This is a genomic window from Pseudoduganella sp. UC29_71 (assembly GCF_042693265.1).
GTDB lineage: Bacteria > Pseudomonadota > Gammaproteobacteria > Burkholderiales > Burkholderiaceae_D > Rugamonas.
Genome location: NZ_CP170549.1, coordinates 6,308,798 through 6,323,894 on the forward strand (window position 1 = coordinate 6,308,798; position 15,097 = coordinate 6,323,894).

Genomic DNA, 15,097 nt, shown 5'->3' on the forward strand with positions numbered 1-15,097 from the left:
TTTTGAAACACAGTCCCAAACCGGTTTGAATCATCGAAAAGGAAGAGTATCGTGCCCGCTGACGCCCCACAACACACGTATCCGCTGGAACCCTGGTGCATACGGGAGACCGCCTTCGACACCGAGTCGCACTTCCTCGACGAGACCTTGTTCGCGCTGGGCAACGGCTACATCGGCCTGCGCGGCACGCACGAGGAAGGCTACACGGGACCGAAGGGCACGTCGCTGGACGGCACCTACCTGAACGGCTTTTACGAGTCGGAAAGCATCCATTACCCGGAAGCGGCTTACGGCCTGGCCAGGACCAACCAGTTCATGCTCAACGTGCCGAACGCCAAGGGCATCGCGCTGTGGCTGGAGGACGAGCGCTTCGATCCGCTGCAAGGCTCCTTGGACAGTTACGAACGCGTGCTTGATTTCCGCACCGGCGTCTTGCGCCGCACGCTGGAATGGACGTCGCCGCAGGGCCGCCGCGTGGCCATCGCCAGCCGCCGCCTGGTGAGCATGACGGACAAGCACCTGTTCGCCATCGAGTACGAGGTGACGCCGCTGAACTTTTCCGGCAAGGTGGTGCTGGTGTCCAGCGTGGACGGCGCCGTGAAGAACCTGGAAGCGGGCGACGATCCGCGCGTGGGCTCGGCCATCAGCGGCCAGTCGCTGGCGCTGGTCGATGCCGAACAGGCGCCGCATTTTTCGGCGCTGACGCAGCGCACCGTCAACAGCGGCTTCCAGCTGGTGAGCGCGGTGCAGACCGACATGCGCGGCGTGTTCGAACTGGAACAGCGCCGGACAGGTCCGGACAGGCAGCGCCTGGAACAGGCCTACACCGTGGCCGCCATGCAGGGCGAGGCGCTGCGCCTGACCAAGTACGGTAGCTACCACACTTCGCGCGACTATCCCGAAGGCGAGCTGCTGGCGCGCGCCAAGGCCACGCTGGCCGTCGCGGCGGCCAAAGGCTTCCGCGCGCTGGCGCAGGAGCAGGAACAATACCTGGCCGACTTCTGGCAGCACGCCGACGTGGAAATCAGCGGCGACGACGCGCTCCAGCAGGGCATGCGCTTCAACCAGTTCCACCTGCTGCAGTCGGCGGGCCGCGACGGCAAGACCAACATCTCGGCCAAGGGCGTGACCGGCGAAGGCTACGAAGGCCACTATTTCTGGGACACGGAAATCTACATCTTCCCCTTCTTCCTGTACTCCAAGCCGGAGATCGCGAAGAAGCTGCTGGAGTACCGTTACGCCGGTCTGCCGCTGGCGCGCGAGCGTGCGCGCCAGATGTCGCACGCCAAGGGCGCGCTGTACCCGTGGCGCACCATCGCCGGTGTGGAATGCTCGGCCTACTACCCGGCAGGCACCGCGCAATATCACATCAACGCCGATATCGCCTACTCCATCAAGCTGTACATGGAAGCGACGCAGGACGAAGCCTACCTGCTGCAATACGGCGCCGAGATCGTGCTGGAGACGGCGCGCATCTGGATGGGCATCGGCGCCTACGACCGCGCGGGCCGCTACTGCATCAACGAAGTGACCGGGCCGGATGAATACACCGCGCTGGTCAACAATAACTACTACACCAACGCGATGGCACGCATGCACCTGAACTTCGCCGCCTCCATCGCCGAGCTGCTGGTGGCGGAGTGGCCGGATGAATTCGAGCGCATCGCCAGCCTGGTGCAGCTGGATGCGGACGAACCCGCGCAATGGCGCCGCGCCGCCGCGCAGATGCTGCTGCCGTACGACGAAGCGCTGCAGATCCACGCGCAGGACGATAGCTTCCTCGACAAGAAAGTGTGGGACTTTGCCAACACGCCGAAGGAAAATTATCCGCTGCTGCTGAACTACCACCCGCTGGTGATCTACCGCCACCAAGTGTGCAAGCAGGCCGACGTGGTGCTGGCGCTGCTGCTGCTGAGCGACGAGTTCAAGCTGGAGGACAAGAAGCGCGACTTCGACTACTACGAGAAAGTGACCACGCACGATTCCTCGCTGTCGTCCTGCATCTTCAGCATCATCGCGGCGGAAGTGGGCTACCACGACAAGGCCTACGACTACTTCATGGAGACCGCGCGCCTGGACCTGGACGACACGCACGGCAACACGCACTACGGCGTGCACACCGCCGCTATGGCGGGCACGTGGATGGGCGTGGCCTACGGCTTCGCCGGCATGCGCGTGGTGGACGGCGCGGTGCGCTTCGCGCCCACGCTGCCCAGGCAGTGGCAGCACTACCAATTCAAGCTGCACCTGCAGGGTTGCCTGCTGCAGGTGCGTGTGGAAGCGGGACGCACCGCCTACACGCTGCTGCAGGGGGACGCGCTGGCGTTCACCCATCGTGGCCTTCCGGTTGAACTCACCGCCAGCGCCAACGTGAAGGAACTCGCATGAGCAGCAAGCCGCAATTCGACGCCGTGATCTTCGACCTGGACGGCGTCATTACCGACACCGCGCGCTACCACTACCTGGCCTGGAAGCGCCTGGCTGAAACCCAGGGCGTGCATTTCGATGAAGCCTTCAACGAGCACCTGAAGGGCATAGACCGCATGGGTTCCCTGGAGCTGATCCTCGCTTCCGCCCGGCGCCGCTACACGCAGGAAGAGAAGCTGGCGCTGGCCGACGAGAAGAACAAGCACTACGTGGAGCTGATTGCCGCCATGTCGCCGGCCGACCTGCTGCCCGGCGCGGTGGAAGCGCTGGACGCTTGCCGCGCCGCGGGCCTGAAGATAGGCCTGGCTTCCGTCAGCAAGAACGCCTTTGCGGTGCTAGCCATGCTGGGCATCACGCGCAAGTTCGACTATGTGGTGGATGCGGCCAAGATCGAAAAGGGCAAGCCGGACCCGGAAATCTTCCTGAAGGCCGCATCGGCGCTGGGCGTATCGCCAGCGCGCTGCCTGGGCGTGGAGGACGCGGTGGCGGGGGTGGCCTCGATCAAGGCGGCAGGCATGACGGCCCTGGGCGTCGGCGATCCGGCGGTGCTCACGCAGGCCGACAGCGTGATCCCTGGCCTGGACAGCTTCAGCCTTGACATCAGCTTCGCCGAATAAAACTACAATCATAAAAATACCGGAGACACCATGAACAAGCAGCGCATCCTGTTCGCCCTGTTTTTGATTTACTTCGTGTTCGCCATCCTGCTCAACAGCGTGGGCACGGTGATCCTGCAGGTGATTGCCAACTACGGCGTGAGCAAGTCCGGCGCCAGCGTGCTGGAAGGCTTCAAGGACCTGCCGATCGCCCTGGTGTCCTTCTTGGTGGCGTCCTTCCTGCCGCGCATCGGCTACAAGAAAGCCATGCTGGCCGGGCTGGCGCTGGTGACCTTTGCCTGCATGGCCATGCCGCTGGTGCCCTCCTTCCTCACCACCAAGCTGCTGTTCCTGTGCGTGGGCGTGGCGTTCGCGCTGGTGAAGGTATCCGTGTATTCCACGCTGGGCCTGATCGCGGCGGACCGCAAGCAGCACGCCAGCATCATGAACACGCTGGAAGGCTTCTTCATGGTGGGCGTGCTCAGCGCCTACTGGGTGTTCGGCTACTTCATCGACTCGGACCATCCGCAGTCGCAAAGCTGGCTGCAGGTGTACTGGGTGCTGGCCGCGCTGTGCGCGATGACCTTCGCGCTGGTGCTGACCACGCAGTTCGACGAAAGCACGGCCGCCCTGCCGCCCGAGCGCAGCCTGGCGCAGGACTTCGCCGCCATGCTCAAGCTGTTCTTCAAGCCGCTGGTGTGCGTGTTCGTCATCACCGCCTTCCTGTACGTGCTGATCGAGCAAAGCGTGGGCACCTGGCTGCCGACCTTCAACAACGAGATCCTCAAGCTGCCGGCGGCCATGAGCGTGCAGGTGACCAGCATCTACGCGGCCTGCCTGGCGGTGGGGCGCTTGTCGGCCGGGGTGCTGATGCGCAAGCTGAACTGGTATCCGGTGATGAACGGCTGCGTGCTCGGCATGGGCGCCATGGTGCTGCTGGCGCTGCCGCTCACGCACGACATCGCGCACGACCCCTTCGTCACTTGGTCCACCGCGCCGGTGGCGGCCTTCCTATTCCCGCTGATCGGCCTGTTCATGGCGCCGATCTACCCCGGCATCAACTCGGTCATGCTGAGCTCCCTGCCGAAGAACCAGCACTCGGCCATGACCGGCCTGCTGGTGATCTTTTCCGCGCTGGGCGGCACCACCGGCTCGCTGATCACGGGTTATGTATTCGGCAACTTCAGCGGCCACTTCGCCTTCTATCTGACGCTGGCGCCGATTTCTATCATCTTGATTATGTTGTATTTTTTCAAAAAGTCGGTGGACGCGGGGGCGGATGGCTATGGTGGCTCAGCTATAATCACCGGTCAGCATTGAAGCCTTCGCCATGAATCTGAAGAGTCTTGCCAACTTGCTTGGCATGTCCAAAACCACCGTTAGCCGGGCACTGAACGGGTATCCCGAAGTGAACGTGCACACGCGCGAGCGTGTGCTGGCCGCTGCGCGCGAGGCGGGCTACGAAGCCAACCCGCTGGCGCGCGGACTGGCGGTGGGGCGCACCAATGTGTTCGGCATCATCTACCCGCTGCTGCCGGCGGACCTGGGCGACGCCATGTTCCTGCACACGGTGGGCGGCATGACGGAGGCGCTGGAAGCGCGCAAGATGAACTTCATCATCGGCCCGGTGTCGGCCAACAACGAGCTGGCCTCGTACGAGCAGATCGTGCGCGGGCGGCGCGTGGACGGCCTGGTGGTCAGCCGCACCCTGGTGCGCGACGAGCGCATCGCCTTTCTGAGCAAGGCCGGCTTTCCTTTCGTGGCGCACGGGCGCACCGAGCTGGATATGCCTTACGCCTGGTTCGACTACGACAACGAGGCCGGCATCCGCATGGCGGCGGCCTGCCTGCTGGAGCAGGGGCACCAGCGCATCGCCCTGCTGAGCGCGCCGCTGGAAATGAACTTCGCCTGCCAGCGCAAGGAAGCCTTCCTCGCCGCCTTGTCCAGCGCAGGCCTGAGCGCCGATCCGCGCTACCTGATCGCCAACACCATCGACCGCCGCAGCGGCTACCAGGCCATGCAGCAGTTGCTGGCCTGCTCGCCGCGGCCGACCGCCGTCATCGTCGACAACCATCTGTCCGGCGTGGGCGCGGTGCGCGCGCTGCTCGATGCGGGGGTGGAAATCGGCAAGGATATGTCCGTGATCGTGTGGGGCAGCCTGGGCGACACCCTGACCGGCGCCAACGTCACCACGGTGGACCAGCCCGACCCCGGCGGGCGCGGGCGCCAAGATGATCGACATGCTGCTGGCCCTGTCGTCCGGCACGCCGGCCAGCGAGTTGCAAGTGCTGTGGCAACCGGTGCTGCTGCCCGGTGCCACCGTCGGCCGCTGTCCCGTCTAAGGGCTGGTTGCTGGGTTACCTGCGCCGGCGGCGCGGAGGCGGGTCGGGGTCCTGGTCGGGTTCGGATTCGGTGGCGAGGCGGTGCGAGACGGCGAAGATGTCGGCAAAGGTGCGGCGGCGGATCTCGTTCTGCAGCAGCTCCGCCAGGTTGACGGGGTCGAGCAGGCCGAGTTCGCCGGCATCGTGTACCAGCTGGTCGGGTAAGGAGATGTGTATGGTCGTCATGAGCCCTCCGCTTTGACCCAGCATAGGGGAAGGCTAGTCGGCGATATTGATTTTTCTCCTGCTGAGCTCACTTAACCGCTCAGGCCGCCAGTGCCGTAAAGCGGATGCGGTTGCCGAACGGGTCCCACACGGTCATCTCGCGCCCCCAGTCGCGCTCCTCGATGCCGGGCCGCATGTTGCGGTACTGCCTGGCGTTCAGCTCGGCGTGCAGCGCATCCAGGTCCTCCACGTGCACCAGCAAGGCCATGCCGGGCGACCCGTCGCCGTGGTGCTCGCTCAAGTGCAAGGTCAGCGCCCCGCGCCGGATCGCCATGTAGAGCGGCGCATCCGCATCGAAGCGGTGCTCCCACTCGATCTCAAATCCGAGAAAATCGATATAGAACTCCTTGGCCTTGGCTTCGGAAAAGCTGCGCAGGATGGGGATGGCGGAAGAGAGTTGCATGGCTATCGCACCGGGTGAAGTTGAGGACGAAACGAAATAGTAGCGTAACTCCCGTGCGCGCTTCGCGCTCCCTTGTTCGTAGCTGCGTCCTTAGCGCTCAGCCGCTGGTTGTATAGGTTCGCTTTGTGGCAAATGCGATAGCACAGCTGCCTTCAGCTGTTCCGCATGCTTGTACAGATCATCGACGTGCTCCAGCGGGAAGCGTTCTTCTTCTGAGCATCGCGCATGACAATACGCCGTGGGCTGATCACTTCGCGCAAAATCGCCCGGACAATGTGGAAACCTTCAATTTCTTCTGCTGTCGTGACTATCCCTTCGTCCTCAGCTCTTTCTATGGCGGTTTGCGCCAGGACTGGTTCCGAGAGGGCAGGCTCCGGCGTCATGGCCCCCTTTAGGCGGTCGTTGATTCGTTCACTTAACAATTGTTCAAACGCACGTTTGGTCAATAAAGTGAATTGATCCTTAATGGCAGGTGTAAATCTTTTGCCCTCTGCCAATAGGTCAGACGCCAGTAGCCGGACAATCTCCTCGCTGGGATTCACAGTCCATTCTGCCAAACGATTCTGAATCGCTCTCGTATATTTGAGATCGTTTGCCGTTGTCAGGATAGTGTCGACGTCGAACATGGATTTGGCGAATTTCTTGAGCTCGTCAACATCTCGATCCTTGAAGTCGAGGATATCGAACTCAAAGAACGGTTTTTCATCCATCTTGTTTGGTTGCTCAAGATCGGTAAAAAAGCGGTATGTCAGGCCGTTCGTCAGTACGCCAAAACGCGCCGCCGTCACATGGAAGTATCGGAAGAGTTGGCTCGCGTGATTTATGTGAAGATCGCCGCCGCACTTCTTGCATTCGAAGAGCAGTATTGGTTTTCCTTCGCGGAGAACTGCGTAGTCAACCTTTTCGCCCTTCTTGGTTCCTACATCGGCAATGAGTTCAGGCGTGACTTCCGTAGGGTCAAACACGTTATAACCAAGTATCTGAATGAATGGCATGACCATTGCGTTCTTGGTGGCTTCCTCTGTTTAGATAAGCCCCTTCGTGCTAGAGATACGTGTAGCAAGCGCTCTAAGTTGATCAATCATGTCCATTGCGCCCCCGACATTGTTTTTAGGAAGTATTGCCACGATGCAGTTTTTGCACAGATAGACCCCATTTATCAAAAATGTAACTCGGCTATCAATATGCAATTAAGGTGGGAGCTACGGCAGTGAGTGGAGGTGCTTTATTACTTCGCTGGCCCGCAGTATCGGAATCGTTTGATACGTTTGCAGAGCAAGCAGTTCATTGTCTCCGCTAACGATGAGGTCGGCTCCTGCGGCCAAGGCGCAAGCCAGCACGACGTCATCCTTTGGATCGCGACACAATTTAGGCAAGGGGGCCTGCAGAGGAGTTAGCTGACAAATGGCACGGTATCTGGAGACCAGTTTGGCCGCATGGGTATTTGCAATCCGTAGTTGAGCGACAAATTTCGGTCGATGCAGTACAACTAGCAGTTCTGCGCACAATTCTTCGCATGTGCAGAGTTCGACGCGGCCTGGAGCCGCGGCGGCAAGAAGCTGATGCGGCGTGCCGCCCCAGAGCAATGCGGAAATGACGACATTGGTGTCAAGTACAAGCCGCACGCTTGTTAGCCCTTGCTGCGCGGATTTCGGCTTGGATTTCATCTTCCGACATGGGGAAGACGCCAACGGCGGACAACTGCTCGGATACCGCGCTGATCTCCGCGAAGGCGCGGCGCCGGACTTCTGCCTGCAAGAGGGTGGCGAACACCGCTGGATCAAGTAGCCCGAGTGCTTCGGCGGCACGCACCAGGTCGTCCGGTAGAGTGAAGGTGATGGTTGCCATGGCTGCCTCGCAAGGTGGTCATCTCAGTCTAGCACCGGCATGGACGGGAGGTATTGATCTGCCTCCCGTCCGGACTTGCTTGACGCAGCCTTACATATTGCGGCGGTACTGGCCGCCGACTTCGAACAGCGCGGCGGTGATCTGGCCCAGCGAGCAGACGCGCACGGCGTCCATCAGCTTGGCGAACACGTTCTCGTTGTCGATGGCGGCTTTCTGCAGCGCGGCCAGGGCGGCCGGTGCGGCGGCGGCGTGGCGCGTGTGGAAGTCGTCCAGGCGCTTGAGCTGCGACTGCTTTTCATCGTCGGTGGAACGCGCCAGCTCGATCGGTGCCGGCACGTCGGAGGCCTTCGGATTGCGGAAGGTGTTCACGCCGATGATGGGCAGCGTGCCGTCGTGCTTCTGGTGCTCGTACAGCATGGACTCTTCCTGGATCTTGCCGCGCTGGTAGCCGGTTTCCATCGCACCCAGCACGCCGCCGCGCTCGGCGATGCGCTCGAACTCCTGCAGCACCGCCTCTTCCACCAAGTCGGTCAGCTCTTCCATGATGAAGGAGCCCTGGTTCGGGTTCTCGTTCTTGGCCAGGCCCCATTCGCGGTTGATGATCAGCTGGATCGCCAGTGCGCGGCGCACCGATTCGTCGGTCGGCGTGGTGATGGCTTCGTCGTAGGCGTTGGTGTGCAGCGAGTTGCAGTTGTCGTAGATCGCGATCAGCGCCTGCAGGGTGGTGCGGATGTCGTTGAAGTCGATCTCCTGCGCGTGCAGCGAGCGGCCCGAGGTCTGCACGTGGTACTTCAGCTTCTGCGAGCGGTCGTTGGCGCCATACTTGTCGCGCATGGCCACGGCCCAGATGCGGCGCGCCACGCGGCCCAGCACCGTGTATTCCGGGTCCATGCCGTTCGAGAAGAAGAACGACAGGTTGGGTGCGAAATCGTCGATGTGCATGCCGCGCGCCAGGTAGGCTTCAACGAAGGTGAAACCGTTCGACAGCGTGAACGCCAGCTGCGAGATCGGGTTCGCGCCCGCTTCGGCGATGTGGTAGCCGGAGATGGACACGGAGTAGAAGTTGCGCACCTGGTGGTGCACGAAGTATTCCTGGATGTCGCCCATCACCTTGAGCGAGAACTCGGTGGAGAAGATGCAGGTGTTCTGGCCCTGGTCTTCCTTCAGGATGTCGGCCTGCACGGTGCCGCGCACGTTCTGCAGCACCCAGTCCTTGATCTTGGCCGCCTCGTCCGCGCTCGGCTGGCGGTGGTTCTCTTCGACGAACTTGTCCACCTGCTGGTCGATGGCGGTGTTCATGAACATGGCCAGGATGGTCGGCGCCGGGCCGTTGATGGTCATCGACACCGAGGTGCTCGGGCTGCACAGGTTGAAGCCGTCGTACAGCACCTTCATGTCGTCCAGCGTGGCAATCGACACGCCGGAGTTGCCCACCTTGCCGTAGATGTCGGGGCGGATCGCCGGGTCGGCGCCGTACAGCGTGACCGAGTCGAAGGCGGTGGACAGGCGCTTGGCGTCCATGCCGGTGGAGACCAGCTTGAAGCGGCGGTTGGTGCGGAAGGCGTCGCCTTCGCCGGCGAACATGCGGGTCGGGTCTTCGCCTTCGCGCTTGAAGGCGAACACGCCGGCCGTGAACGGGAAGGAGCCCGGCACGTTCTCGGACATCAGGAAGCGCAGCACTTCGCCGTCGTCCTCGTAGCGCGGCAGCGCCACCTTGCGCACCTTGGTGCCGGACAGCGTGTGCGAGATCAGGCGGGTGCGGATTTCCTTGTCGCGGATTTTCACCACGTAGTCGTCGCCCGCGTAGGCGGCCTGCATGTCCGGCCACTGGGCCAGCAGCTTCTTGGCGCCAGCTTCCATGGCGCTGTCGCGGTCGGCGATCAGGCTGTCGAAATCCGCGCCCAGGTCGATGCTTTTTGCTTCTTCCAGCATGCGCTTCGATGCGCGCAGCTGCTGGCGTTCACGCGCCAGCTTGACCTGCTTGGCCGTGTTCTTGTGGTAGCCGCGCACGGTGTCCGAAATCTCGGCCAGGTAGCGCGCGCGCGCCGGCGGCACGATCACGTTCTTACCGCTGCTGAAGCGCACGTCCGACTTGGGCAGCGTGCCCGGCACGGTCTTCATGCCGAACTCGGCCAGCTTGCCCACCAGGCCCTGGTACAGCGCGGTCACGCCGTCGTCGTTGAAGCGCGACGCCTGGGTGCCGTACACCGGCATTTCTTCCGGGCGCTTGCTCCACAGTTCGCGGTTGCGCTGGTACTGCTTGGCCACGTCGCGCAATGCGTCCTGCGCGCCCTTGCGGTCGAACTTGTTGATGGCGATGAAGTCGGCGAAATCGAGCATGTCGATTTTTTCCAGCTGCGAGGCGGCGCCGAATTCCGGCGTCATCACGTACATGGACACGTCCACGTGCGGCACGATGGCGGCGTCGCCCTGGCCGATGCCGGAGGTTTCCACGATCACCAGGTCGAAGCCGGCCACCTTGCAGGCGGCGATCACGTCCGGCAGCGCCTGCGAGATTTCGGAGCCCGCTTCGCGCGTGGCCAGCGAACGCATGAACACGCGCGACTGGCCAGCCCACGGCGCGATGGCGTTCATGCGGATGCGGTCGCCCAGCAGCGCGCCGCCCGATTTGCGGCGCGACGGATCGATGGAGATGACGGCGATGTTCAGCGCGTCACCCTGGTCCAGGCGGATGCGGCGTATCAGTTCATCGGTCAGCGAGGATTTGCCGGCGCCGCCGGTGCCGGTGATGCCCAGCGCGGGCACCGGCAGGTCTTCGGCGGCGGCGCGCAGTTCGGCGCGCAGCTCGGGGGAGGCTTTCTCGTTTTCCAGCGCGGTGATCAGCTGGGCCAGCGGGCGGTGGCGCGCGGCGATGTCGCCTTCGCGCAGCGGCGCCAGCGCGGTCGGGGAATACTGCGACAGGTCGATGTCGCACTGCTGCACCATCCACTGGATCATGCCGACCAGGCCCATGCGCTGGCCGTCCTCCGGGCTGAAGATGCGGGTCACGCCGTAGGCATGCAGGTCCGCGATTTCTTCCGGCACGATCACGCCGCCGCCGCCGCCGAACACCTTGATGTGCGCGCCGCCGCGCTGGCGCAGCAGGTCCAGCATGTACTTGAAGTATTCGACGTGGCCGCCCTGGTAGCTGGAGATGGCGATGCCTTGCACGTCTTCGGCCAGCGCGGCGGTCACCACTTCGTCCACCGAGCGGTTGTGGCCCAGGTGCACCACTTCCACGCCGTTCGACTGCAGGATGCGGCGCATGATGTTGATCGAGGCGTCGTGGCCGTCGAACAGCGAAGCGGCGGTGACGAAGCGTACCTTGTTGGCCAGCTTGGCCTGCTCGGGCACGGCGGCGAGTTTCGGAGCGGAGAGGTCGTTCATGGGTGTCCTTGTCGTTCTGGAACGCGAGAATTTTGATTATATGACGTTTACGTTAACGTCAAGTCAAGCGATTTTGCGGCGCTGTGGCGGGTTACGGCTGCGCCTAAGCCGCCCTACGGTATCGATATGGCATCGACGGTAGGGCGGCTTAGCGGCGCAGCCGCGTAAGCCGCCAGCTTTACGCGGCGTGCTGGTGCCCGCCGCCCAGCGCCGCCAGCAGGCGCGCCTTCTCGGCGCGGAACTCGGCCACGGCTTTTTCCTTCACATGGCCGAAGCCGCGGATCTTCTCCGGCAGCTGCGCCAGCGCCACTGCCGTGTCGTAGTTGCCGGCATTCAACTGGGCCAGCACGGTGCCGACCAGCTCGCGGTATTCGCCGATCAGCGCGCGTTCCATCTTACGCTCTTCCGTGTAGCCGAAGATGTCGAATGCGCCGCCGCGCAAGCCTTTCAGCTTGGCCAGCATCTTGAACGCGCTCCACATCCACGAGCCGAATTCGGCTTTCACCAGGTGGCCCTTGGCATCCTTCTTGGCCAGCAGCGGTGGGGCCAGGTTGAATTTCAACGAGAAGTTGCCCTCGAACTGGGACTGCAGCTGCTCGACGAAGCGGCCGTCCGTGTACAGGCGCGCCACTTCGTATTCGTCCTTGTACGCCATCAGCTTGGACAGCGACTTGGCCACGGCCATGGACAGCTTGTTGCCAAGGTTGAGCGAGGCGTCCTTGGCGCGCACCTGTTGCACCAGCTCCTCGTAGGAAGCGGCATAGGCGGCGTTCTGGTAACCGGTCAGGAACTCCACGCGCTTCTTGATCACCGACTCCAGGCTTTGCGGCATCTGCACCACGATGGCCTGGGCCGGGATGGCGGTCTTTTCCACGCGCTTCAGGTCCACGGCGGCGCGGCGGCCCCACAGGAAGCTCTTCTTGTTCGCTTCCACGCCCACGCCGTTCAGCTCAATGGCGCGCAGCAGCGACGCTTCGGTCAGCGGAATGCGGCCGCGCTGCCAGGCGTAGCCCAGCATGAACAGGTTGGCGGCGATGGAGTCGCCCATCAGCGCGGTGGCCAGCTTGGTGGCGTCGATGAAGTCGGCGCTGTGGTACTGCGCCGCGCCCACCGATTCCTCGATCAGCGCGCGCACCTCGGCAGCCGGGTATTCCCAGTCGGCCTGCTGCGCAAAGGTGCCGGGCGGCTGCTCGTGCAGGTTGACCACGGCCAGCGTGCGGCCAGGGCGCATCTTGGATACCGCATCGGCCGCGCCGGCGGTCAGCATGTCGCAGCCCAGGATCAGGTCCGCTTCGCCGGTGGCGATGCGCTGCGCGCGCAGGTGGGCCGGCGAGCGGGCCACCTTCACGTGCGAGGTGACCGAGCCGTTCTTCTGCGACATGCCGGTCATGTCCAGCACGGAAGCGCCTTTGCCTTCCAGGTGCGCCGCCATGCCCATCAGCGCGCCGACGGTGATGACGCCGGTGCCGCCGATGCCGTTGATCAGGATGTTGTACGGCTGCTCGCACTCAGGCAGCACGGGCTGCGGCAGTTCGTCCCAGCCGTCGGCCGACTTGTCCTTGCTCACGCCGGTCTTCGACTTTTTCAGCGAACCGCCTTCCACCGTCACGAAGGACGGGCAGAAGCCTTTCACGCACGAGTAATCCTTGTTGCAGGACGACTGGTCGATGGTGCGCTTGCGGCCGAACTCCGTTTCCTTCGGCAGGATGGACACGCAGTTGGACTGGATGCCGCAGTCGCCGCAGCCTTCGCACACGGCTTCGTTGATGACCATGCGCTTGTTCGGGTCGGGGAATTCGTTCTTCTTGCGGCGGCGGCGCTTCTCGGCGGCGCAGGTCTGGTCGTAGATCAGCACCGTGCAGCCTTCGATCTCGCGCAGCTCACGCTGCACCGCGTCGATTTCCTTGCGGTCGTGCAGGGAGACGATGGACGGCAGGGCGGAGCGGTCGGTGTAGCGGCTCAGGTCTTCGGTCACCAGCGCGATGCGCTTGATGCCCTCGGCGGCCATCTGCTGCGCGATCATCGGCACGGACACGGTGCCGTCCACCGGCTGGCCGCCCGTCATGGCCACGGCGTCGTTGTACAGGATCTTGTAGGTGATGTTGACCTTGGCCGCCACGGCGGCGCGGATGGCCAGGTAGCCGGAGTGGAAGTAGGTGCCGTCGCCCAGGTTCTGGAACACGTGCGGCACTTTCGAGAACGCGGCCTGCCCGATCCACGGCGCGCCTTCGCCGCCCATGTGGGTGGTCAGCTTGTTGTACTCGGGGTAGATCGAGGTCGCCATCACGTGGCAGCCGATGCCAGCCAGCGCGAAGGAACCGTCCGGCACCTTGGTGGAAGTGTTGTGCGGGCAGCCGGAGCAGTAGAAGGCCGGGCGGAACGGCGTGTTGATGGCCTTCTTCAGCACCGCGTCCTTGGCGTCCAGGAAGGTCAGGCGAGCCTTGATCTGGTCCTGGATGTTGGTGTCGGTGATGTACTGCTTGATGCGCGACGCGATCACGCGCGCCACTTGCGACACCGAGAAGTCGGCTTTCGGCGGCAGCAGCCATTCGCCGCGCGGGGCCACCCACTCGCCCTTGTCGTCGAACTTGCCGATCACGCGCGGACGCACGTCGTCGCGCCAGTTGTACAGCTGTTCCTTCAGCTGGTATTCGACGAACTGGCGCTTCTCCTCCACCACCAGGATCTCGTCCAGGCCCTGTGCGAATTCGCGCACGCTGTCCGGCTCCAGCGGCCACGGCATGGCCACCTTGAACAGGCGCAGGCCGACCGTGGCGGCCATGGCTTCGTCGATGCCCAGCTCTTCCAGCGCTTCCAGCACGTCCAGGTAGGACTTGCCGGAGGCGATGATGCCCAGCTTGGCGTCCTTGGAATCGATGGTGGTGTGGTTCAGCTTGTTTTCGCGGGCATAGGCCAGGGCAGCGTAGATCTTATAGTCCTGCATCAGCGCTTCCTGGTTGCGCGCCTGCTGGCCCAGCGGGATGGACGACAGGCGGGCATTCAGGCCGCCCTCCGGCATGTGGAACTCCTTCGGCAGCTTGACCTGCACGCGGAACGGATCGGCATCGACCGAGGCCGACGACTCCACCGTGTCGGCCAGCGCCTTGAAGGCCACGGCGCAGCCGGAGAAGCGCGACATGGCCCAGCCGTGCACGCCCAGGTCCAGGTATTCCTGCACGTTGCACGGATACAGCACGGGGATCATGCAGGCCGAGAAGATGTGGTCGGACTGGTGCGGCAGGGTGGACGAATAGGCGCCGTGGTCGTCGCCGGCCACCAGCAGCACGCCGCCGTGCTTGGAGGTGCCGGCGTGGTTCATATGCTTGAAGACATCGCCGCAGCGGTCCACGCCCGGTCCCTTGCCGTACCACATGGCGAACACGCCGTCGTACTTGGACTCGCCGATCAGGTCCACCTGCTGCGAGCCCCAGACGGCGGTCGCCGCCAGGTCCTCGTTTACGCCCGGCACGAACTGCACGTTGCGCGCTTCCAGCTGCGGCCTGGCCTTCCACAGGTTCTCGTCCAGGCCGCCCAGCGGCGAGCCGCGGTAGCCCGAGATGAAGCCGGCGGTGTTCAGGCCGGCGGCGGCATCGCGGATCTGCTGCATCATCGGCAGGCGCACCAGGGCCTGGATGCCGGACAGGAAGATGCTGCCGGAAGTGGCGGTGTATTTATCGTCGAGCGTGACGGTGGTCAGGCGGGAAGCCTGGGCAGGTGCCGTATAGTCGGCCATGGTGATGTCTCCAAATGGTGTTCGGGTGGTTCGCCGCTCCTGCGCCGCGCCGGGTAAGGCACAAGCAGGTTCAGCCGTAACGCCGCCGGTGGGCAGC

At 63.5% G+C, this 15,097-nt stretch carries 10 protein-coding genes and 1 pseudogene; 4 read left to right on the forward strand and 7 right to left on the reverse strand.

From position 1 onward, the window contains the following. Positions 1–51 precede the first annotated feature (51 nt). From ACFJI2_RS28205 to ACFJI2_RS28220, 4 genes and pseudogenes are all read left to right on the forward strand, one after another. Positions 52–2,388, forward strand: a complete 2,337-nt coding sequence (locus ACFJI2_RS28205) for a glycoside hydrolase family 65 protein (protein ID WP_377702823.1) — start codon at positions 52–54, stop codon at positions 2,386–2,388. Continuing rightward, positions 2,385–3,044, forward strand: a complete 660-nt coding sequence (gene pgmB, locus ACFJI2_RS28210; RefSeq protein WP_377702824.1) for a beta-phosphoglucomutase — start codon at positions 2,385–2,387, stop codon at positions 3,042–3,044. The genes ACFJI2_RS28205 and pgmB overlap by 4 nt, the downstream gene beginning before the upstream one ends. 30 nt (positions 3,045–3,074) lie before the next feature. Further along, positions 3,075–4,343: an MFS transporter gene (locus tag ACFJI2_RS28215; protein WP_107979782.1), complete on the forward strand. Its 1,269-nt coding sequence runs from the start codon at positions 3,075–3,077 to the stop codon at positions 4,341–4,343. Between the two features lie 10 nt (positions 4,344–4,353). After that, a pseudogene (locus ACFJI2_RS28220) lies at positions 4,354–5,365 on the forward strand (substrate-binding domain-containing protein). Between the two features lie 15 nt (positions 5,366–5,380). On the opposite strand, the gene ACFJI2_RS28225 reads toward ACFJI2_RS28220, so the two are convergent. From ACFJI2_RS28225 to ACFJI2_RS28255, 7 genes are all read right to left on the reverse strand, one after another. Next, complete coding sequence (locus tag ACFJI2_RS28225; RefSeq protein WP_132133524.1) at positions 5,381–5,590, reverse strand: hypothetical protein; 210 nt, start codon at positions 5,588–5,590, stop codon at positions 5,381–5,383. Between the two features lie 79 nt (positions 5,591–5,669). Further along, positions 5,670–6,032: a glyoxalase superfamily protein gene (locus ACFJI2_RS28230; protein ID WP_377702825.1), complete on the reverse strand. Its 363-nt coding sequence runs from the start codon at positions 6,030–6,032 to the stop codon at positions 5,670–5,672. A 152-nt stretch (positions 6,033–6,184) separates the two neighbouring features. Beyond that, entirely contained in the window at positions 6,185–7,033 is an 849-nt protein-coding gene (locus ACFJI2_RS28235; protein ID WP_377702826.1) for a type I restriction endonuclease, read from the reverse strand. A 201-nt stretch (positions 7,034–7,234) separates the two neighbouring features. After that, a complete protein-coding gene (locus ACFJI2_RS28240) occupies positions 7,235–7,699 on the reverse strand; it encodes a putative toxin-antitoxin system toxin component, PIN family (protein WP_377702827.1) in 465 nt (154 codons plus the stop codon). Then, complete coding sequence (locus ACFJI2_RS28245; RefSeq protein ID WP_377702828.1) at positions 7,641–7,880, reverse strand: hypothetical protein; 240 nt, start codon at positions 7,878–7,880, stop codon at positions 7,641–7,643. Before ACFJI2_RS28245 ends, ACFJI2_RS28240 begins: the two co-directional genes overlap by 59 nt. A gap of 90 nt (positions 7,881–7,970) precedes the next feature. Continuing rightward, positions 7,971–11,267, reverse strand: coding sequence for a fused isobutyryl-CoA mutase/GTPase IcmF (gene icmF, locus ACFJI2_RS28250; RefSeq protein ID WP_377702829.1), 3,297 nt, complete (start codon positions 11,265–11,267; stop codon positions 7,971–7,973). Between the two features lie 178 nt (positions 11,268–11,445). Continuing rightward, complete coding sequence (locus ACFJI2_RS28255; RefSeq protein ID WP_377702830.1) at positions 11,446–15,000, reverse strand: indolepyruvate ferredoxin oxidoreductase family protein; 3,555 nt, start codon at positions 14,998–15,000, stop codon at positions 11,446–11,448. Positions 15,001–15,097 lie beyond the last annotated feature (97 nt).

Coding starts and splice junctions, on each gene's coding strand:
- ACFJI2_RS28235 (WP_377702826.1), bottom strand. CDS start 7,033: ATGGTCATGCCATTCATTCAGATACTTGGTTATAACGTGTTTGACCCT.
- ACFJI2_RS28245 (WP_377702828.1), bottom strand. CDS start 7,880: ATGGCAACCATCACCTTCACTCTACCGGACGACCTGGTGCGTGCCGCC.
- ACFJI2_RS28230 (WP_377702825.1), bottom strand. CDS start 6,032: ATGCAACTCTCTTCCGCCATCCCCATCCTGCGCAGCTTTTCCGAAGCC.
- ACFJI2_RS28240 (WP_377702827.1), bottom strand. CDS start 7,699: ATGAAATCCAAGCCGAAATCCGCGCAGCAAGGGCTAACAAGCGTGCGG.
- icmF (WP_377702829.1), bottom strand. CDS start 11,267: ATGAACGACCTCTCCGCTCCGAAACTCGCCGCCGTGCCCGAGCAGGCC.
- ACFJI2_RS28225 (WP_132133524.1), bottom strand. CDS start 5,590: ATGACGACCATACACATCTCCTTACCCGACCAGCTGGTACACGATGCC.
- ACFJI2_RS28255 (WP_377702830.1), bottom strand. CDS start 15,000: ATGGCCGACTATACGGCACCTGCCCAGGCTTCCCGCCTGACCACCGTC.
- ACFJI2_RS28215 (WP_107979782.1), top strand. CDS start 3,075: ATGAACAAGCAGCGCATCCTGTTCGCCCTGTTTTTGATTTACTTCGTG.
- pgmB (WP_377702824.1), top strand. CDS start 2,385: ATGAGCAGCAAGCCGCAATTCGACGCCGTGATCTTCGACCTGGACGGC.